The 19540-nt window shown below is 68.6% G+C and carries 20 protein-coding genes; 4 read left to right on the top strand and 16 right to left on the bottom strand.

From position 1 onward, the window contains the following. Positions 1 to 54: 54 nt before the first annotated feature. The 11 genes from ftsY to rsmD form a co-directional block, all read right to left on the bottom strand. A complete protein-coding gene (ftsY, locus tag QSJ19_RS03775; RefSeq protein ID WP_286318374.1) occupies positions 55 to 1605 on the bottom strand; it encodes a signal recognition particle-docking protein FtsY in 1551 nt (516 codons plus the stop codon). 94 nt (positions 1606 to 1699) lie between these two features. Then, positions 1700 to 5350 carry a chromosome segregation protein SMC gene (gene smc / locus QSJ19_RS03770; protein WP_286318372.1) on the bottom strand — a complete coding sequence of 1217 codons (3651 nt, stop codon included), beginning with the start codon at positions 5348 to 5350 and terminating at the stop codon, positions 1700 to 1702. Between the two features lie 73 nt (positions 5351 to 5423). Beyond that, entirely contained in the window at positions 5424 to 5705 is a 282-nt protein-coding gene (locus QSJ19_RS03765) for an acylphosphatase (protein WP_286318370.1), read from the bottom strand. 2 nt (positions 5706 to 5707) lie between these two features. Further along, complete coding sequence (locus QSJ19_RS03760; RefSeq protein ID WP_286318369.1) at positions 5708 to 6181, bottom strand: OsmC family protein; 474 nt, start codon at positions 6179 to 6181, stop codon at positions 5708 to 5710. After that, positions 6178 to 7140 (bottom strand): bifunctional DNA-formamidopyrimidine glycosylase/DNA-(apurinic or apyrimidinic site) lyase, encoded by a 963-nt coding sequence (gene mutM, locus QSJ19_RS03755; RefSeq protein WP_286318367.1) that lies wholly within the window; start codon positions 7138 to 7140, stop codon positions 6178 to 6180. Before mutM ends, QSJ19_RS03760 begins: the two co-directional genes overlap by 4 nt. Positions 7141 to 7153: 13 nt before the next feature. Further along, entirely contained in the window at positions 7154 to 7825 is a 672-nt protein-coding gene (gene rnc, locus QSJ19_RS03750) for a ribonuclease III (protein WP_286318530.1), read from the bottom strand. 177 nt (positions 7826 to 8002) lie between these two features. Then, positions 8003 to 8665, bottom strand: coding sequence for a YceD family protein (locus tag QSJ19_RS03745; protein ID WP_286318365.1), 663 nt, complete (start codon positions 8663 to 8665; stop codon positions 8003 to 8005). A gap of 75 nt (positions 8666 to 8740) precedes the next feature. Beyond that, on the bottom strand, positions 8741 to 9565 hold the full coding sequence (locus tag QSJ19_RS03740) for a DivIVA domain-containing protein (protein WP_286318363.1): 825 nt from the start codon (positions 9563 to 9565) through the stop codon (positions 8741 to 8743). Positions 9566 to 9732: 167 nt separating this feature from the next. Beyond that, entirely contained in the window at positions 9733 to 10221 is a 489-nt protein-coding gene (gene coaD / locus QSJ19_RS03735; RefSeq protein WP_286318362.1) for a pantetheine-phosphate adenylyltransferase, read from the bottom strand. 36 nt (positions 10222 to 10257) lie between these two features. Further along, positions 10258 to 11376, bottom strand: coding sequence for an NAD(P)H-dependent flavin oxidoreductase (locus tag QSJ19_RS03730; protein WP_286318361.1), 1119 nt, complete (start codon positions 11374 to 11376; stop codon positions 10258 to 10260). After that, complete coding sequence (rsmD, locus tag QSJ19_RS03725) at positions 11369 to 11926, bottom strand: 16S rRNA (guanine(966)-N(2))-methyltransferase RsmD (RefSeq protein WP_286318360.1); 558 nt, start codon at positions 11924 to 11926, stop codon at positions 11369 to 11371. The genes QSJ19_RS03730 and rsmD overlap by 8 nt, the downstream gene beginning before the upstream one ends. Before the next feature lie 189 nt (positions 11927 to 12115). On the opposite strand from rsmD, the gene ectA reads away from it, so the two are divergent. The 4 genes from ectA (at position 12116) to QSJ19_RS03705 (ending at position 15501) form a co-directional block, all read left to right on the top strand. Next, a complete protein-coding gene (gene ectA, locus QSJ19_RS03720) occupies positions 12116 to 12643 on the top strand; it encodes a diaminobutyrate acetyltransferase (protein ID WP_286318359.1) in 528 nt (175 codons plus the stop codon). 137 nt (positions 12644 to 12780) lie between these two features. Next, positions 12781 to 14052, top strand: coding sequence for a diaminobutyrate--2-oxoglutarate transaminase (ectB, locus tag QSJ19_RS03715; protein WP_286318358.1), 1272 nt, complete (start codon positions 12781 to 12783; stop codon positions 14050 to 14052). After that, positions 14049 to 14486, top strand: a complete 438-nt coding sequence (locus QSJ19_RS03710) for an ectoine synthase (RefSeq protein WP_187583750.1) — start codon at positions 14049 to 14051, stop codon at positions 14484 to 14486. Before ectB ends, QSJ19_RS03710 begins: the two co-directional genes overlap by 4 nt. Positions 14487 to 14604: 118 nt before the next feature. Beyond that, a complete protein-coding gene (locus QSJ19_RS03705) occupies positions 14605 to 15501 on the top strand; it encodes a Sir2 family NAD-dependent protein deacetylase (protein ID WP_286318356.1) in 897 nt (298 codons plus the stop codon). Here QSJ19_RS03705 and QSJ19_RS03700 read toward each other — a convergent pair. The 5 genes from QSJ19_RS03700 to rplU form a co-directional block, all read right to left on the bottom strand. After that, positions 15485 to 16057: a class I SAM-dependent methyltransferase gene (locus tag QSJ19_RS03700; RefSeq protein WP_286318354.1), complete on the bottom strand. Its 573-nt coding sequence runs from the start codon at positions 16055 to 16057 to the stop codon at positions 15485 to 15487. The two genes, QSJ19_RS03705 and QSJ19_RS03700, sit on opposite strands and share 17 nt — an antisense overlap. 37 nt (positions 16058 to 16094) lie before the next feature. Further along, entirely contained in the window at positions 16095 to 17210 is a 1116-nt protein-coding gene (gene proB / locus QSJ19_RS03695) for a glutamate 5-kinase (RefSeq protein ID WP_286318352.1), read from the bottom strand. Beyond that, a complete protein-coding gene (gene obgE, locus QSJ19_RS03690) occupies positions 17207 to 18679 on the bottom strand; it encodes a GTPase ObgE (RefSeq protein WP_286318350.1) in 1473 nt (490 codons plus the stop codon). The genes proB and obgE overlap by 4 nt, the downstream gene beginning before the upstream one ends. A 92-nt stretch (positions 18680 to 18771) precedes the next feature. Continuing rightward, positions 18772 to 19035, bottom strand: a complete 264-nt coding sequence (rpmA, locus tag QSJ19_RS03685; protein WP_187583760.1) for a 50S ribosomal protein L27 — start codon at positions 19033 to 19035, stop codon at positions 18772 to 18774. A 36-nt stretch (positions 19036 to 19071) separates the two neighbouring features. After that, positions 19072 to 19383 carry a 50S ribosomal protein L21 gene (rplU, locus tag QSJ19_RS03680; protein WP_286318349.1) on the bottom strand — a complete coding sequence of 104 codons (312 nt, stop codon included), beginning with the start codon at positions 19381 to 19383 and terminating at the stop codon, positions 19072 to 19074. Positions 19384 to 19540: the final 157 nt, after the last annotated feature.

Raw genomic sequence — 19540 nt, 5'->3', positions numbered from 1 at the left:
TTTTATATTTCGTCCGCGTAACGACCCAGGTCGCGCCTCAGGAGGTTCTCAGCTCTACAGCAGGGCGTCGACGAACGCCTCCGGCTCGAACGGTGCCAGGTCGTCGGCGCCCTCGCCCAGGCCGACCAGCTTGACCGGCACGCCCAGTTCCTCCTGGACGTGGAACACGATGCCGCCCTTGGCCGTCCCGTCGAGCTTCGTCAGCACCACGCCGGTGATGTCGACGACCTCGGCGAACACCCTCGCTTGGGTGAGCCCGTTCTGGCCGACCGTGGCGTCGAGGACGAGCAGCACCTCGTCGACGGCGGCCTTCTTCTCGACGACGCGCTTGACCTTGCCCAGCTCGTCCATCAGGCCGGTCTTGGTGTGCAGCCGGCCCGCGGTGTCGATCATGACCACGTCGACGCCGGTGTCGATGCCCTTCGACACCGCATCGAATGCCACCGACGCCGGATCCGCCTGCTCCTTGCCCCGCACGATATCCGCCCCGACCCGCTCACCCCAGGTCTGGAGCTGATCGGCGGCGGCGGCGCGGAACGTGTCGGCGGCACCGAGGAGGACGCGACGGCCGTCGGCCGCCAGGACGCGGGCCAGCTTGCCGGTCGTCGTGGTCTTACCGGTGCCGTTCACGCCGACGACGAGGATCACCGACGGTCCGCCGGCATGCGGGAGGGCGCGCACCGACCGGTCGAGTTCCGGGCGGACCTGGGCGATCAGGACCGAACGCAGCAGTGCGCGGGCCTCGTCGGCGGTCCGCACGTTCGACGTGGCCAGTTCCGACCGCAGGCGCTCGACGACGGCCATCGTCGACGCGGTACCGAGGTCCGCCATCAGCAGCGTGTCCTCGATCTCCTCCCAGCTCTCCTCGTCGAGGTCGCCGGCACCCAGCAATCCGAGGACGCTCTTGCCGATCGCACCCTGCGAGCGCGACAGACGCCCCCGCAGCCGGTTGAGACGGCCGGCGGTGGGCGCGATCTCCTCGCGCGGGGCCGCGTTCGGTGCGGACTCGGTGGCCGCCGGTTCCGGCTGGGTGACGGTGTCGCGCCCCGCGTCGACGAGTTCTGCCGCTGTGTCGGGGATCTCCGGCGCCTCGACGGGTTCGGCCGTGGCCGGTCCGGTCGGGGCTGGTTCGGTCGGGGCTGGTTCGGTCGTCGGTTCGGCGGTCGGCGCCTCCGGTGCGGACGTGTCGGTGACCGCGGGAGTGTCGGTGTCGGTGTCGGTGTCCGGTTCGGTGTCGGGTAGTGCGACGTCCTTGATGCCCCGCTGCGCGGAGTCACGCGGGACGGAGGCGTCGTCGCCGACTCCCGGTTGCCCGTCGACCTCGGTGCGTTCGGGCGCCGGATGGGCGGTGCCGGGCCGGACGACCGGCTCGGGCGGTTCGGCGAGGCCGACTCCCCCGGCCCCACCCTGACTGAAGCTGAACCCGGAGCCCGCCTTGTACCCGCCGGACTTGTCCACCTGCGGCGTCGTGCCGTCCACCGGCTTCTGTGCGGTCGAGTCGGTCAGGGAGATCCGCCGACGACGCGACAGCACGATCCCGACGACGATCAGTGCGATCAGCACCACCACCGCGACGACGATGCCGATGACCAGTTGGGTGTTCACTCAGGTTGCCCCTGTCGGTTGTCGGGCACGATGGCGGCGGCCGGAGCCGACGATCGCGCCGTGTTCATTTCTGCCCGGACATCACATGTCCCGGTCAGGTGGCCTCTGCGGTGCCGGTGTCCGGGCTCCCGGCGTCGGGCGCGACGACACCGGCCTTGGCGACCGGGATGTCCACGCCCCGCAGACGCTGCGAGATCACCGTGGTGATGCCGTCGCCGCGCATGCTCACGCCGTACAGCGCATCGGCCACCTGCATGGTCGGCTTCTGATGGGTGATCACGATCAGCTGCGACCGCTCGCGCAACTGCTCGAAGAGCGCGATCAGTCGGCGCAGATTCGTGTCGTCGAGCGCGGCCTCGACTTCGTCCATGACGTAGAAGGGCGACGGGCGCGCCCGGAAGATCGCCACCAGCATGGCGACAGCGGTCAGCGACTTCTCTCCGCCCGACAGCAGCGAGAGCCGTTTGACCTTCTTCCCCGGAGGCCGCGCCTCGACCTCGATGCCGGTCGTCAGCATGTCGGCCGGGTCGGTCAGGACGAGCCGCCCCTCACCACCGGGGAACAGCGTCCGGAACACCTGCTCGAACTCCCGCTCGACGTCGGTGTAGGCCTCGGTGAACACCTGCAGGATGCGTGCGTCGACCTCCTCGACGACCGACAACAGGTCGCGTCGGGCCGCCTTCACGTCCTCGAGCTGGGCGGACAGGAAGTTGTAGCGCTCCTCGAGCGCCGCGAACTCCTCCAGCGCGAGTGGGTTGACCTTGCCGAGGGTGTTGAGATCTTTCTGCGCCTTCTTCGCGCGGGCCTCCTGAGCGGCACGGTCGAAGGGCACCGGTGCGGGTGCGACGACCTGTTCGCCCCGCTCCTTGGCCTGCTCGTACTCGGCCATCTCCAGCGCCGACGGCGGCATCGGCACGTCCGGTCCGTACTCGGCGACGAGGTCGTCGGGGGCCACCGCGAACGATTCGAGGATCTGCTCCTCGAGCTGCTCGATGCGCAGCGCGGCCTGAGCGCGCGCGACCTCATCCCGGTGCACGGTGTCGCGCAACGAGTTCAGCGTCGCGGTGAGGTCCGCGGACCGGCTCTTGAGCTCGTCGACCGCCGATGTCCGCTCGACCCGGATCTGTTCGAGTTCGTCGCGTCCCGCCTGGGCGGAGCGCACCGACAGCGCGAGACGCTCGGACACCTCAGCGGCGGCCTCGGCCACGGCTGTCGCCACCGCGGCTGCCCGACGACGCGCGAGATCCTGCTTCTCCGCACGGATCCGCGCCTCGCGTTCACGCTGCGCGGCCCGGCGCAATGACTCGGCCTTTCCGCGCACCGACGCGAGTCGTTCCTCGGCGGTGCGCAGCGCCAGGCGTGCCTCCACCTCGGTGGCACGCGCCGCGGCGACCGCCGCGGCGGTGGCGGCGCGCGACGTCTCGTCGCCGACCTCCTCCTCGGGCGCCGCCTCGGACTCGTCGCGGGCATACCGCAGCCGTTCTTCGAGTTCGGCCAGCCTGGCCAGGGACTCCGCGCGCCCGCCCTCGACGAAATCACGTTGTCGCGTGAGTCGATCGCTCTCGTTGCGAGCCGCCCGGATCTCCTGCCCGAGCCGGGCCATCTGCTCGTAGGTGCCCCCGACAGTCGCGTCGGACTCGTGGAGGGCGGCCAGCGCCTCCTCCGCCGCCTCGCGACGCGCCTGTTGCTCGGCGACGGCACCGTCGAGCGCGGCCTCGATCTCCTCGGCGCGACGGCGTGCGGCCGCCAGATCCGCAGTGGCGGTGTCGATCGCGGATTGCACCTCCAAGGACGACGGGCGCCGGGACGATCCACCTTCGATGGAGGCCGGACCGATGCGGTCACCGTCGCGGGTGACGGTCCGGACCCGTAGTCGCTGGGCGATCTCGAGTCCCTGATCGGCGTCGTCGACCAGCACGGTGTCGGCCAGCATCAGGTCCACGGCCCCGCGCACCGACGACGGACAGGTCACCACCGACGCCGCCCAGCGCGCGCCCGGGGGCAGTTCGCCCGTGTCCTGCCGCGGCGCATCGGGCAATCCACCGAGAATCAGCGCGGCGCGGCCGCCGTCGCCGGACTTGAGAGCGTCGAGCGCACGGACGGCAGTGAGGGCGTCGACGGTGGCGATCGCGTCGACGGCGGGCCCGAGGGCGCCCGCGATCGCCGTCTCGAAGCCGTCGTCGACGGTGATCAGATCCGACATCGGGGCGAGCAGACCGTCGGGCGCGTTCTCCTGCAGCCAGGCACCGCCGTCGTTGCGCTCGAGCCCGACCTCGAGCGCCTCGATACGCGCGGACAGGGACGCGACGCGCCGCTCGGTCTCGCGCTGCCCGGACTGCAGTGCGGCGACGCGCTCGTTCGCCTGGTTGAGTGCGGTGACCGACCGTTCGTGGTGCTCATCGAGGCCCTGTTCGGCGGCCTCGAGCTCGCCGAGGGTCGTGGCCATCGCGTCCTGACGGGTCTGGGCCTCCTCGGCCCGCGTGTTGGCCGCGGCGATGGCCGAGGTCAGCCGGCCGGTCTCGGCATCGACGGATTCGCTCTTGGTCCGGAGGTTGTCGACCTGCCCCTCGAGGCGGGCCAGTCCCTCGCGCCGGTCGGCGACGGCCCGGACGGCAGCCATGTGGGCCTGCTCGGCGTCGGCGGCGGCGCCTTCACAGCGCGCCAACTCGCCCTTGGCGGCGTCCAGGTACTCGGCTGCCGCGTCGACCGCACCTTCGAGTTCGGCCTCGGTGAGAGCGGCTTCCTCGGCCTGACGTTCCAGATCATCAGGATCGGGTCCAGCCGGGGCGGACGTGGGTTCGCGGAGGTAGCGGCTGCGTTCGGAGGCCACGCGCGCGGTGGCGTCGACTCGTTCGGCGAGCGCCGACAGGCGGAACCAGGTCTGGCCCGCCGTGGCAGCGGCGGGCGCGACCTCGGCGAGGCGCTGCTCGTGCTCGGCCAGTTCGGCGGTGACGACGTCGAGGGTGGCGGTCACCTCGTCCTGACGACGGCGGACCTCGTCCTCGACCGCCGTGTGCTCGGCCATCTCGGCGCGCCGGGTGACCAGGTCGTCGGCCGCCAGCCGCAGCCGCGCGTCCCGCAGGTCGGCCTGCACGGTCTGGGCGCGACGTGCCACCTCGGCCTGCCGTCCGAGCGGCTTGAGTTGGCGACGGAGCTCGGCGGTCAGGTCGCCCAGTCGTGCGAGGTTGGCCTGCATCGAGTCGAGTTTGCGAACCGCCTTCTCTTTGCGTTTGCGGTGTTTGAGGACTCCGGCGGCCTCTTCGATGAATGCCCGCCGGTCCTCCGGTCGCGACTCGAGGATCGCCGAGAGCCGGCCCTGCCCGACGATGACGTGCATCTCGCGGCCGATGCCGGAGTCGCTGAGCAGTTCCTGGACGTCCATCAGGCGGCACGAGTTGCCGTTGATCTCGTACTCGCCGGCGCCGTCGCGGAACATCCGCCGGGTGATCGACACCTCGGAGTACTCGATCGGGAGGGCGCCATCGGAGTTGTCGATCGTCAGTGTGACCTCCGCGCGGCCCAGCGGAGGCCGTCCGGATGTGCCCGCGAAGATGACATCCTCCATCTTCCCGCCGCGCAGCGCCTTGGCCCCCTGCTCCCCCATCACCCAGGTCAGGGCGTCGACGACGTTCGACTTGCCCGACCCGTTGGGCCCCACCACACAGGTGATGCCGGGCTCGAATCGCAGCGTCGTCGACGACGCAAACGACTTGAAGCCCTTCAGGGTGAGGCTCTTGAGGTGCACGACGGTACAGAATACTCACCATCGCGGGCCGGTCGTGGGCCCCACGCGGACACCGGTGGTGTGCTCGGCCGGTCTAGCGCTCGACGAATCCGGTGAGGTCTCCGCGTGGTTCGTCGAACTGTTCGACGACGAGATCGACCGATCCGGGCGTCTCGCCGGAGCGCAGGGCGCCGAGCAGGGCCTGCACCTTGTCGCGGGGGCCCTCGGCGACGACCAGCACCCGCCCATCGGACAGATTCGCGGCGTGCCCGACGAGCCCGAGCTCCAGCGCGCGGGCTCGCGTCCACCACCGGAACCCCACCCCCTGGACACGGCCGTGGACGTGCGCGGTGAGTCGGACCGAGTCGCCGGACATGGTCAGTCGGTCTCGATCGACAAATCGACCCGGGCGCCGGCCTTGATGGTGCGGCCGACGGTGCAGACCGCGTCGATCGCGCGCTCGACGACGACGAGCAGTCGCGCCGCCGCGTCCTCGTCGAGTTCGGAGAAATCCACCTCGAGGATCTCCTCGAGGACGGGGTACACCTCGTTCTCGCGGTCGGCGGTGCCGCTGACGCGCACGGTGGCGTCGTAGTCGTCGCCCAGCCTGCGTGCCAGCGGGCGATCCGACGACATGCCCGTGCATGCCGCCAGCGCGATCTTCAGGAGTTCGCCAGGGGTGAAGACGCCGTCGACGTCCTCGGATCCCACCAGCACCTCGGCGCCCCGGGAGCTGCGTCCGGTGTAGCGCCGCACGCCGGTGCGTTCCACCCAGAGCTCGGTGTGCGGCCGGGAGTCGACGGTCTGCTGGTCGACGGTCTGCTGGTCGACGGTCTGCTGCTCGGTCGTCATGGGCGCTGAGTCGATCCTTCTCGTGGGGTTCCGCCATCGATGGGTGCAGCAGCCACAACGCGCCGGGGCCCGGATTGCTTCCGGGGCCTGGCGGGCTCACGCCGCTGGCACCGCGGGCAATAGTACGAGCTACGGTTCATGAACTGCTCACGACGCATGATCGCGCCACACCGGCGACACGGCTGCCCCTCCCGCCCGTACGCGTTGAGCGAGCGCTCGAAGTAGCCGGATTGCCCGTTGACGTTCACGTACAGCGAGTCGAAGGACGTGCCGCCGACCGACAGCGCCTCGCCCATCACCGCGGTGACGGCCGCGATCAGCTCGGTGAGCTTTGCGCGACTCAGTCCGTCGGTCAGGCGGCAGCCGTGAATCCTGCTGCGCCACAGAGCTTCATCGGCATAGATGTTGCCGACACCGGAGATGACGGTCTGATCGAGGAGGGCTCGCTTGATCTCGGTGTGCCGGGATCGGATCACGGAGACGACCCGCGCGGCGTCGAACTCGGGATCGAACGGATCCGGGGCGATGTGCGCGATCGATTCGGGCAGTCGCGCCGACGTCGGCCCCACCTGTGCGGTGTACTCGTCCACGTGCCAGCCGCCGAACGTCCGCTGGTCGACGAACCGGAGTTCGTTGCCGTCGTCGAGCGTCACACGAATGCGCAGGTGGATGTGATCCGGCGCCCCCGAGCGCGATATGAGCATCTGCCCGCTCATCCCGAGGTGCACGACGAGCGGGAACGGCGCGGTGCCGTCGTCGAGGTCGATCCAGAGGTACTTGCCGCGGCGGTGGACATCGGTGATGCGCACCCCGATCAGGCGTCCGGCCATGTCGACACCGCCGCCGAGGTGCCGTCGTGTGGAGCGGGGATGCAGCACCTCGACCGCCACGATACGTCGATCGGCGATGTGGTCGGCGAGGCCGCGGCGCACGGTCTCCACCTCGGGCAGTTCGGGCACGTCGGTCTCGCCGTCAGTTCGAGGCGGCGCGGTCGGTGAGTGCCTGCCAGGCCAGCGCCGCCGCTTTCTGCTCGGCTTCCTTCTTGGTGCGTCCGGTGCCCTCGCCGAGATGCTCTCCGGCGACCACGGCGATCGCGGTGAACTCCTTGTTGTGGTCGGGCCCGGTCGAGGTGATCTGATAATGCGGCGGCCCGAACCCACGTTCGGCCGACAGTTCCTGCAGCGAGGTCTTCCAGTCCAGACCGGCGCCGAGATGTCCTGCGTGACCGATGATCTCGTCGAACAGCCCGAGGATGATCCGCTTGCACTCATCCAGGCCGTGGGCGAGATACAGTGCGCCGAATACGGATTCCAGCCCATCGGCGAGGATCGAGTCCTTGTCGCGACCTCCGGTCAGCTCCTCACCGCGTCCGAGGTAGAGGTGCCTGCCGAGGCCGCCGGGCCCGAGATCGCGTGCGACCGCGGCCAACGCGTGCATGTTGACGACGCTCGCCCGGATCTTGGCGAGTTCACCCTCGGACTTGTCCGGGTAGCGCAGATACAGACGTTCGGTGATGATCACGCCGAGAACCGAGTCCCCGAGGAACTCCAGGCGCTCATTGGTGGGCAGGCCACCGTTCTCGTAGGCGTAGGACCGGTGGGTCAGCGCCAGGGTGAGCAGTTCACCGGACAACTCGGCCGCCAGCGCGTCGAGAAGATCTCGGAACCGGTCGTCACCCGTCTGCGCGGCGAGTGTCGCCGACCGACCGGGAGCGTCCCGATCATGCGCGACCGTCGCGTCCTCGACAGCCGACCCGTCGACGGCCGCAGGCTCCGTCACGGTCGCGGGTTCCGTCACGCCAGATCGCTCCTCCACGTCGGTTCAGTCACCACCCTTGTCCGACGCGCCGGCCCCGTCCTCCGGGGTCGCGCCGAACTTGTCCCGCAATGCAGCCCACCGGGGATCGATGATCTCGTGCGCGTGACCGGGCTCGGCGACCGCGAGGCGGACACCGCACTCGGGACAGAGCCCTTCGCAATCCTCCGAGCACAGCGGCGACATGGGCAACTCGAGTGCCACCGCGTCGATGATGGGCTGTTCGAGATCGAGGTGGTCGTCGACGACCCGGTGGACGTCCTCGGCATCGGTCGTCTGCTCGGTGGCGCTGTCGGGGTAGGCGAAGAGTTCCGTGAGGAACACGGTGACGGTGCCGTCGATCGGCTCGAGACACCGTGAGCACTGGCCCTCGGTCTCGCCACTCACGGTGCCCGTCACGAGGACTCCCTCGCTCACGGACTCCAGCCGCAAGTCGAGGTCGACCTCGGAATCGGCGGGGATGCCGATCATGTCGACACCGATGCGGTCGGGCGCGACGACGGTGCGATGGACCTCCGACATCGTCCCGGGACGCCTGCCCAGGGACCGGACGTCGAGGACGAACGGATCACGGACGGCGCCGGTCTTGTCGGAGGTCGAACGGGCGGGCTGACCGGGGGTTCCCCTGTCGCCCGCCGCGGCACTCCGGCTCATTGCTTGATCAGCCACAGTTGCACGATACGCCCGACCTGCGGCGTCTTCGAACGAGATCCGCTCGGCGACCGCGAAGTCGTGTGTGCCGGATCAGACCGCCAGCGGTGGACCCTGGTTGTCGGCACGCTCGCGTCCGTGGCCCGCGCCGCGGGGGGCGGGCTGCTCGTCGACGCTACGCGGGTACTCGACATAGTCGTGCATGCCGGCCCCCGTGCGCAGCTGGTGACGCCCGCGATTCACCGAACGCAGTGTGCCGGTGAGGATCTCCTCGAACTGGGCGAGCTTCTCGTCGACGTAGACGTCGCAGTCTCCCCGCAGGCGGTCCGCTTCGGCGTGGGCCGCATCGATGATCCGCTCGGCCTCCGACTTCGCGGCCGCGACGACCTCCGCCTCCGACACGAGCCGTTGCTGCTCGGCGATGCCGTCTGCCACCGACTTGTCGTAGGAGTTGTTGGCGGAGTCGATGGTGCGCTGCGCCTCGGCACGGGCGCGTCCTGTCACCGCCTCGAATTCCCGCGCGGCGCTGGTCGAGAGTCGATGCGCCTCGGTGGTCGCGTCGTCGACCAGTTGGCGACCGTGGGTGCCGGCCTCATCGACCATCCGATCGGCCTGCGCCTTGGCATCCGACAGGATGCGGTCGGCCTCGGCACGGGCGTGGGCGATGACCGCCTCCGACTCCGAGTCGGCCTTGGTGATCACGTTCTCGGCGTGCTCGCGCGCGTCGCCGACCAGCGAATCGCGCTGATCGAGGACGTCCTGGGCGTCGTCGAGCTCACCCGGGATCGAATCCTTGATGTCGTCGAGGAGTTCGAGGACATCCCCGCGCGGAACGACGCAGCCCGCGGTCATCGGGACGCTTCGCGCTTCCTCGACGATCGCGGCGAGTTCGTCGAGCGCTTCAAAAACCCGGTACACAGCTACCCCAATCCGGCGCTTGCCTTCGGTCTGCCACTGAAACAACTGTGACTATTGTGCCGAATGGTGTGCTTGTGACTCGTGAGGCGACAGGGGTGTGTCGCGCCTCGGTAGGTGTCGCCGACGTCGGGCGAGATGAGGCGGACGCGGCACGATCTCTCGGGCGATCAGATCTGTCGCTCGCCTGCCAGCCGTGCGCGGACTCGTTCGTGGATGGCCGCCGACAGGAACGGTTCGACATCCCCGCCGAGCTTGGCCACCTCCTTGACCAGCGAGCTCGAGACGTGCGCGTAGCGAGGATCGGTCAGCAGGAACATCGTCTCGGCGTCGGTGAGGTCGCGGTTCATCTGCGCCATCGGCACCTCGTAGTCGAAGTCGGTCCCCGAACGCAGACCCTTGACGATCGTGTCGATCCCCTCGGCGCGGAGGTAGTCGACGAGCAGTCCGGTCCAGCGGTCGACCCGCACGTTGGGCAGATCGGCGCAGTCCTCACGGATGAGGTCGATACGCTCGTCGACCCCGAACAGTCCGTGCTTGTTCGGGTTGACGACGACGGTCACCACCAGGGAGTCGAATCGGGCGGCCGCACGCTCGACGATGTAGCGGTGACCGACGGTGAACGGGTCGAAGGATCCGGGGAAGACGGCTGAGGTCATAGCCGAAATCTACGCGAGCGGACGCGACCGCCGACCTCACGGCCCGTCGATCAACTCCGCGGTCAGTCTGGCCATCAGATCAGCGGCGGGCCCCTCGGTCACCGCGCGCCAGCCGGTGCCGGCCCAGAGGTTGATGCCGTCGGGGTCATCGGCCGCGGTGGCCGCCGCCCGCAGCGGCTTGGTCAGGTGATGGACGTGCGGATACAGGGCCGGTGCGGCAGTGTGCCGGGTGGCGAAGTCGTTGCGCAGCGACCGCGCCGACCGGCCGGAGAACGCACGGGTGATCACCGTGTCGGAGAATGTGCGGTCCAGCAGGGCATGCCGGTGGGGTGCCGACGTCCCCGCCTCGTCGCAGCAGAGGAATGCGGTGCCCAGCTGAGCGGCGGCGGCGCCGAGCGACATCATCGACCGAATCGCTGCGCCATCGGTGACACCACCCGCGGCGATGACGGGGACGTCGACGGCCGCACCGATGATGCGCACGAGGTCGGCGGTGGGCACCCGCGGGCCGCCGGCGACCTGTGCCGGATCGTCGGTCCACAGCCCGCGATGACCGCCCGCCTCGATTCCTTGCACGATCAGCGCGTCGGCCCCCGAGCCGATCGCCGCTCCCGCCTCGACGAGGGATGTCACGGTGACCGCGACCGGTACACCCACGTCACCGTGGATGCGCGCGACGAGCGCACCACCCGGATCGCCGAACGTGACGCTCACCAGAGCGGGCCGGTGTGCCGCCAGGACCGCGATCTTGTCCGCGACCTCCTCGTCGGACCACCGCGGTTCTCCGGGCACTGCGCCGTGGCGTGCGTCGGCGGCGAGTTCGGACCGATAGTCGGCGAGTGCGCGGGCGCGGAGTCCGGTCGGGTCGTCGGCGAGCGGATCCGGCCCGGACAGGAAGAGGTTCACGCCGTAGGGCCGGTGGGTACGTCCTTCGACGTCATCGAGCAGTCCGGCGACTGCCGAGGCGCCGAGATACCCGGCCGCGAGCATCCCGAGTCCGCCCGCCGCCCCGACCTCGGCGACCAACGCGGGTGTCGTCGGCCCGCCGGCCATCGGGGCACAGACGATGGGGAGCGGAACAGTCAGATCACCGATCCGCAGCGGCGGGATTCCGGTGTCGGGTCGAGTCGGGTCGGTGACGTCTCCATCAACCACGCGCGGCCACCTCCACTCTCGTGTCTCCGTATCTCTTCTCGACCTGCACTGCGAGACCGTCGGGCCACACGGTGTCCGGGGATCGGGTCCCGCGCTCGACGATCACGATGCTCTCCGGCGCCAACCAGGCGCCGTCGGTCAGACTCGCCAGCGCCGACGTCACGGCCGCGTTGTCGATGTCGTACGGCGGATCGAGGAAGACGACGTCGAACGTCGACGACGGCGCCCCGGCGAGATAGATCGCGACCGGTCGTGACACCACCGACGCCCGGTCCGCGACGTCACATGTGCCGATGTTGGCCGCGATCGCGTTCACGGCCCGACGCGCGGAGTCGACGAGAACCGCGCCGCGGGCGCCTCGGGAGAGGGCCTCGAGTCCGAGCGCCCCCGACCCGGCATAGAGGTCGAGGACGTGCGCGCCGGCCAGGTCCGCCCGTGCCTCGACCATGTTGAACACGGCCTCACGGACACGATCAGACGTCGGACGGGTCCCTTCGTCGGGCACCTTCAGTCTGCGTCCTCGCAGACGGCCCGCAATGATCCTGGTCATCGCCACCCATTCTGCGTCACGATCCGGACGTGACGCGCGGGCCCCTTTTCCCAGTTGAGTCGGGAACGCGCAACACTTTGTGATTCACTTCACAAACAGTAGCTGAACTGGGGATAAGCGGGGGTTTCGACCACCAGTTTCGGCAGCTGCATGACTTCGGCGATACGCGTTGTTAACGTCGAAAAGGTCATGAGCCCGTCCCAAACAAGCACGGCCCCAACAACTGTCCTCGCTGTCGATTATCGGCAGCCCACCGCGGACGATGGCGCGAGATTGTGGGAAATCGCCGCGGACTCAAAGGTTCTCGATGTCAACTCGAGTTACTCCTATGTCCTCTGGTGCCATGATTTCGCCACCACCTCCATCGTCGCCGAGGTCGATGGTCGCCCCGTCGGCTTCGTCACCGGTTACCGTCGTCAGACCGATCCGTCGACCCTGATGGTCTGGCAGGTCGCCGTCGACGATGATTACCGTGGTCACGGTATCGCCGGGACCATGCTGCACCGCCTCTTCGACCGCGGTCAGCGCTCCGGTGTGGTGGCGATGCACACCACCATCAGCCCGGACAACACTGCCTCGCAGCGTCTGTTCGCGTCCGTCGCGCAGCGTCGCGGACTGCGCTTCGAGCGCCGAGATCTGTTCGGCGAGGGACAGTTCCCCGATTCCCACGAGCCCGAGGACCTCTACATCCTCGAGCCCGACCTGATCGAACCGTAGACCGCACGGCTCACGCCGCGCACCACTCACAGCCTTTCGACGGCATTCCCATCCGTTTCCCAGGCCATCCACGTCATCGTGGGCCGACCACGCCGTCGATTCTCCATGATCGTCACACCAGAATAGGGGGCGTAACGATGCAACTTCTTGATCAGTCAGTCGACGATTCCATCTTCACCCAACACGAGTCCGAGGTCCGCAGCTACTGCCGCAGCTGGCCCACCGTGTTCACCCGTGCGAGCGGGTCGTACCTCACCGACACGTCGGGCCGCGAATACCTAGACTTCTTCGCCGGCGCGGGCTCGCTGAACTACGGCCACAACAATCCGATCATGAAATCCGCTCTGCTGGATTACATCTCGGACGACGGCATCACTCACGGCCTGGACATGGCTACGGTCGCCAAGGGCAAGTTCATCGAGGCCTTCACCCAGAAGATCCTCGAGCCGCGCGGCTTGGACTACAAGATCCAGTTCCCCGGACCGACCGGGACCAACGCGGTTGAGGCTGCGCTGAAGTTGGCACGCAAGGTGACCGGCCGCGAGTCGATCATCAGCTTCACCAACGCATTCCACGGTATGACCCTCGGTTCGTTGTCGGTGACCGGCAACTCGATGAAGCGCGCCGGCGCCGGCATCCCCCTGGTGCACGCGACCCCGATGCCGTTCGACAACTACTTCGGCGGCGTCATGGAGGACTTCGCATGGTTCGAGCGTGTGCTCGACGACTCGGGTAGCGGACTGAACCGTCCCGCGGCTGTGATCGTCGAGACCGTCCAGGGCGAGGGTGGCGTCAACGTCGCTCGCGCGGAATGGCTTCGCGCACTGTCGGATCTGTGCCAGCGTCGTGACATCCTGCTGATCGTCGATGACGTGCAGATGGGTTGCGGCCGCACCGGCGAGTTCTTCTCCTTCGAGGAGGCCGGCATCAAGCCCGACATCGTGACGCTGTCCAAGTCGATCAGCGGATACGGCCTGCCACTCGCGCTGACCCTGTTCCGTTCGGACCTCGACGTCTGGGCCCCGGGCGAGCACAACGGCACCTTCCGCGGCAACAACCCGGCGTTCGTCACCGGCACCACGACCATCGACCACTACTGGAGCGATGGCTCGCTGACCAAGGATGTGCACGCCAAGGGCGACCGCATCCACACGGTGTTCAGCGAGCTCTGCGACACCTACTCGGGCATCTCCACGCGCGGTCGCGGCATGGTCCAGGGCCTCGTGTTCGACGAGGCGACCGCCGCCGGGAAGGTGTGCGCGCGTGCCTTCGGTGAGGGTCTACTCGCCGAGACGTCGGGCCCGTCCGACGAGGTGGTCAAGCTGCTGCCGCCGCTGACCATCGCCACTGAAGATCTGGATCGCGGACTGGCGATCCTCAGCGATTCCGTCAAGGAGGTGATCGGATGATCGTCCGCACCACAGCCGAGATCACCGGGACCGACCGCGATGTCGCCGACCCGAAGGGCAACTGGGTCTCCAAGCGCATCGTCCTCGGCGGGGACCGGGTCGGATTCTCGTTCCACGAGACCACGATCAACGCGGGCTCGGTCAACGAGTTCCACTACGCCAACCACGTCGAGGCCGTCTGGCTCGTCGAGGGTGAGGGCACGCTCCTCGACCGGGAGACCGGCGAGACCTATCCTCTCGCCCCGGGCACGATGTATCTGCTGAACGGCCACGAGCGGCACACGGTCACCGCAGACACGCAGATGCGCATGCTGTGCGTCTTCAACCCGCCCGTCGTCGGTACCGAGGTCCACGACGAGAACGGCGTCTACCCGCTGGTCACGGTTCCCGAACTGACCGGCCGGCACACGCCGGAGGCGGTCACCGCAGACTGACCTGCGAAAGGTCGGATGGGAAACGGCCCGGCAGAACCTGTTTCTGCCGGGCCGTTCCATGTCTGTACACGTCTGTGCGCAGCTGTGCGCGTCCCGCGGCCTCGGTACCCTGGGTGGGGTGCGTACCCGACTGCAGATCGGCTGGACCCCGGCTGAACCCACCCCGGTCGACGGCGACATCGCCGAGCGGATCGAGCGGGCCCACGAACTGCTGGACGGCAAACGTGTCGTCGCACTGACCGGCGCGGGGATCTCCACCGAGTCCGGTATCCCCGATTACCGCTCGCCCGGTGCGCCGGCACGGACCCCGATGACCCTCGAGATGTTCCTCTCCTCGCCCGAGTTCCGACGGCATTACTGGGCACGCAATCACGTGGGGTGGCGCCACATGGACGCGGCCCAACCGAACGTCGCCCATCGGGCTCTCACCGATCTACAACGGCAGGGACGTCTCAGTGGGGTGATCACCCAGAACGTCGACATGCTGCACACCAAGGCCGCCACCCGACGCGTCCTCGAGCTGCACGGATGTTACGGGCGCGTCCGATGCCTCCACTGCGACTGGCGGATCTCCCGCCACCGCCTCGCCCACGAACTCGAGGCGTTGAACGCCGACTTCGCCGCCCGTGTTGGTGGGCGCGGTGCGATCGAGGTGGCTCCTGACGCCGACGCCGCAGTGCAGGACACGAGCGACTTCACCATGATCGACTGTCCGCAATGCGCGGGGATCATCAAGCCCGACATCGTCTACTTCGGCGAGAGCGTACCCAAACAAACTGTGCAGCAAGCCTTTTCGATGGTCGATGATGCCGATGCCCTACTCGTGGTCGGGTCGTCTCTGACGGTGATGAGCGGCCTGCGGTTCGCTCGGCATGCGCATCGCACCGGCAAGACGCTGGTGATCGTCAACCGCGGCGCCACCCGCGCCGACGACATCGCCGATCTCACGATCGATCACCTGGCGTCGGTGGTGCTCCCGGCACTGACCGGCGCCGACATCACCGTCCGCGCGTGACGGCACGCCAGCGTTGATGGACGGGACCGGTGGCGACCTCGACATCATCGAAACCCGCGGTGCGCAACCGGTCCGCGAGATCCTCGGGGAATACCGGATTGTACGTGTCGCCGATGTGCATGGCGCGAAACGCGCGGGAGTGTCGGCCGTCGCTCCCGGCGAATACACCGCCGGGTTCGAGCATGCGAGCGGCCTCGGCGAACAATCTGTCCTGCAGCGCGACCGTCGGCACGTGGTGCAGCATCGTGAAACACACGACGGAGGAGTACGAACCGTCCGGCAGACCCGCGTCGGTCCCGTCCGCGGCGATGATCCGTGCCCGGTCGCCGAATCGGTCGGTCAGGCGTGCGGCGCTGGACCTATCGATCTCGATGGCGGTGAGGTGGCCGGTGCGCTCGAGCAGAGACGCCATGTTCGCGCCGTAGCCGGGCCCTATCTCGACTGTCCGGACGCCGAGCGTGACGTCGCCCAGCGTCCAGGGGACCAACGCGCGTGATGTGTAGGCGGCCCAGGGCCGCGAGCTGCAGCAGACCCGATGGAGCAGATTCATCGCCATGAGATAAGGGTACCCTCAGTTAGCGCTGGCACCCAGATCACACGGCGACGAGGTCGTCCGCGTGGATGACAGGTCGCCGTAGCTCCGGGGGCAGGTCGGCGGTCGAGCGTCCCACGGCCAGGGCGATGTCGTCGGAGTCGTAGGCGACGACCCCGCGGGCACGAACGGCACCGGTGGGATCCACCAGCTCGACGACGTCCCCACTGTAGAAGCGGCCGTTCACGCCCACGATCCCGGCTGCGAGGAGGGAGCGGCGTCTCCGGGCCACCGCGGTCACCGCGCCGTCGTCGAGGACGAGTTGTCCCCGTGCGTCGGCGGCGTGACGGACCCAGAACCGTCGAGCGGACAGTCGTTCGTCACGGGCGGCGAACACCGTGCCCACGGATGCATCGGCGAGCGCCTGGGCAGCCTGGTCGGCAGCCGCCAGCAGCACCGGGACGCCCGCATCCGCGGAGAGGCGTGCGGCGGCCAGTTTGGACGCCATACCGCCGGTGCCGAGCGCACCCCCGGAGCCGGCGATCACCCCGTCGAGATCTTCCGGTCCGTGGACCTCGGAGATGAGACGTGCCCGCTGCCCGTCGGCGCCGACCCTGCGCGGATCACCGTCGTACAGCCCGTCCACGTCGGACAGCAGCACGAGGGCGTCGGCGCCGGCCAGATGGGCCACCAGCGCGGCCAGACGGTCGTTGTCACCGAAACGGATCTCGGTGGTCGCGACCGTGTCGTTCTCGTTCACCACCGCCACGGCCCCGAGAGATCGCAGACGGTCAAGTGTCCGTTGGGCATTCGCGTGATGTGAGCGGTTCGAGATGTCGTCGGCGGTGAGCAGGACCTGACCGACGGTCCGTCCGTACCGGTGGAACGACGTCCCCCACGCATGTGCCAGCGCGAGCTGACCGACGCTCGCCGCCGCTTGCTTGGTCGCCAGGTCGGTGGGTCGTCGGCGCAACCCGAGCGGCGCTATACCCGCACCGATGGCCCCCGACGACACCACGATGACATCCGATCCCGCCCGCATCCGTGCCTCGAGGGCATCGGCGAGCCGGTCGAGTCGGTTCCGGTCGAGGCCTTCGTGCAGATCCGTGAGGGCCGACGATCCGATCTTGACGACCACGCTGCGAGCGCGGGCGATCCGTTCCCGGACGTCGCTCACCGGAGATCCTGCTCGCCGTCCTCGCCGGTCTCCGGCATGCCGCGGCGCAACCGGCGGGCCTGCTTGCGCTCGGCCGCCCCGACGCGGTCGTTGCGATCGAGCCGGATGTCGGTGCCGCGACCGGTCACCGGGACGTCGTCGCCCATCGGGGTCATCGGCTCCCAGTCGAAGCTGACCGCACCGATCGTCACCGGCGCACCGGGTTCGGCGCCGAGGCGGACGAGTTCGTCCTCCACCCCGAGACGGTTCAGTCGATCGGCCAGGTAGCCGACGGCCTCGTCGTTGTCGAACTGCGTCTGGGCGATCCAGCGTTCCGGACGGGTGCCGCGCACGATGAAACCGCCGGGCACCTCGGGATCGGGCACGACGCTGAACTCCGCCTCGTCGATCGCCTTGGGGCGGATGATCTGACGGCGCGGTTGAGGTTTCGGGTGGCTCTCGCGGTACTCCGACACCATCCGGGCGAGAGCGAATCGCAGTTCGCGCAGCCCCTCGTGCGACACCGCCGAGATGCGGAAGATCGGCCAACCACGTTGCGCGAGTTCTGGTTCGACGAGATCAGCCAGCTCTGCGGCGTCCGGGACGTCGATCTTGTTGAGGATGACGACGCGCGGTCGCGACGCCAGGTCGCCGAGTCCGTGGTCGGCGTCGAGGGCCGGTCGATAAGCAGCCAGTTCGGCTTCGAGGGCGTCGATGTCGGAGACGGGATCGCGACCGGGTTCCAGGGTCGCACAGTCGACGACATGGGCCAGCACGGCGCACCGCTCCAGATGCCGCAGGAACTCCAGGCCCAGCCCCCGACCGGTCGATGCGCCGGGGATCAGTCCGGGCACGTCGGCGATGGTGAACACGTCGCCGGCGGTCTGCACCACGCCGAGGTTGGGCGCGAGAGTGGTGAACGGGTAGTCGGCGATCTTCGGCTTGGCCGCCGACAACACCGACACCAGCGATGACTTGCCCGCCGACGGGAATCCGACGAGACCGACGTCGGCGACGGACTTCAACTCCAGGACGAGGTCCCGGTGCTGACCTTCCTCCCCGAGCAGCGCGAATCCGGGAGCCTTGCGCGCCTTGGAGGCGAGAGCGGCGTTGCCCAGTCCCCCGCGGCCACCCTGTGCCGCCTCGAACGCCGTGCCGTCACCGACCAGGTCGGCCAGGATCCGTCCGCTCTCGTCGAGCACGACGGTGCCTTCCGGGACCTGCAGGATCAGATCGTCACCGGTGGCGCCGTCGCGGTTGTCGCCGGCCCCGGGCCTGCCGTTCGACGCCTTCGCGTGCGGACGGAAGTGGAAGTCGAGCAGCGTGTGCACCTGGGGGTCGACGACCAGTCGGACCGATCCACCGTTGCCGCCGTTGCCGCCGTCGGGTCCACCGAGCGGCTTGAACTTCTCTCGATGCACAGACGAGCAACCGTGCCCGCCGTTGCCCGCCGCGACGTGAATGGTCACGCGGTCGACGAACCGGGACATCGGTACTTCCTCTCGTACGAAAAACAATCAGGGCGGGCCGGGTACGCCATGACCCTTGCCCGCCCTGAGTAGAGCTGTGAACGTGCGTCCGGTCAGACCGCTGCGGTCTCCGGGACGATGTTGACCGTCTTGCGGCCACGCTTGCTGCCGAACTCCACCGCGCCGGCGGCCAGTGCGAACAGCGTGTCGTCGCCACCGCGTCCGACGTTGACGCCCGGGTGGAACTTGGTGCCGCGCTGACGGACCAGGATCTCACCGGCGCTGACCTGCTGCCCACCGAACCGCTTCACGCCGAGGCGTTGTGCGTTGGAATCACGACCGTTGCGCGAGCTGGACGCGCCCTTCTTGTGTGCCATCTCTGCAGTCCTCCTGAGGTATGTGCGGAAATCGAGTTACTTGATACCGGTGACCTTGAGGACCGTCAGCTTCTGACGGTGGCCCTGACGCTTGTGGTAGCCGGTCTTGTTCTTGAACTTGTGGATACGGATCTTCGGACCCTTGACGTGCTCGACGACCTCACCGGTCACCGAGATCTTCGCCAGCTTGTCCGCGTCCGTGGTGAGGTCGGAGCCGTCGACGACCAGCGCCACCGGCAGGCTCACGGTGCTGCCCGGCTCGCTGTCGATCTTCTCGACCTTCACAATGTCGCCCTCAGCGACCTTGTACTGCTTACCGCCGGTCTTGACGATCGCGTACGTTGCCATCGAAGCTGTCCTCTTTAACTCGTCTGTCGGACCCGCGATGCCGGTTGGCGCACCGTGGGTGTGTGGGTGGTGCGTGCCTGGTACGGGCCGCACTCGTTCCTCGACACGTTCGCCGGGGACTCACTACGGATCACACCAGATGCCTGCCGACGGGTTT

The organism is Gordonia sp. ABSL11-1, from assembly GCF_030315685.1.
In the GTDB taxonomy this organism is placed as follows: domain Bacteria; phylum Actinomycetota; class Actinomycetes; order Mycobacteriales; family Mycobacteriaceae; genus Gordonia.
Note: the sequence above shows the minus strand (reverse complement) of the source record. Positions and strands in the feature narration are given on the sequence as shown.

Bases quoted from the DNA above. Each gene is read 5' to 3' on its own strand.
- QSJ19_RS03765 (WP_286318370.1), bottom strand. From the start codon at position 5,705: ATGTCCGGCGACTCGGTCCGACTCACCGCGCACGTCCACGGCCGTGTC.
- QSJ19_RS03760 (WP_286318369.1), bottom strand. From the start codon at position 6,181: ATGACGACCGAGCAGCAGACCGTCGACCAGCAGACCGTCGACCAGCAG.
- coaD (WP_286318362.1), bottom strand. From the start codon at position 10,221: ATGACCTCAGCCGTCTTCCCCGGATCCTTCGACCCGTTCACCGTCGGT.
- rsmD (WP_286318360.1), bottom strand. From the start codon at position 11,926: ATGACCAGGATCATTGCGGGCCGTCTGCGAGGACGCAGACTGAAGGTG.
- ectA (WP_286318359.1), top strand. From the start codon at position 12,116: ATGAGCCCGTCCCAAACAAGCACGGCCCCAACAACTGTCCTCGCTGTC.
- ectB (WP_286318358.1), top strand. From the start codon at position 12,781: ATGCAACTTCTTGATCAGTCAGTCGACGATTCCATCTTCACCCAACAC.
- QSJ19_RS03710 (WP_187583750.1), top strand. From the start codon at position 14,049: ATGATCGTCCGCACCACAGCCGAGATCACCGGGACCGACCGCGATGTC.
- QSJ19_RS03700 (WP_286318354.1), bottom strand. From the start codon at position 16,057: ATGGCGATGAATCTGCTCCATCGGGTCTGCTGCAGCTCGCGGCCCTGG.
- obgE (WP_286318350.1), bottom strand. From the start codon at position 18,679: ATGTCCCGGTTCGTCGACCGCGTGACCATTCACGTCGCGGCGGGCAAC.
- rpmA (WP_187583760.1), bottom strand. From the start codon at position 19,035: ATGGCACACAAGAAGGGCGCGTCCAGCTCGCGCAACGGTCGTGATTCC.
- rplU (WP_286318349.1), bottom strand. From the start codon at position 19,383: ATGGCAACGTACGCGATCGTCAAGACCGGCGGTAAGCAGTACAAGGTC.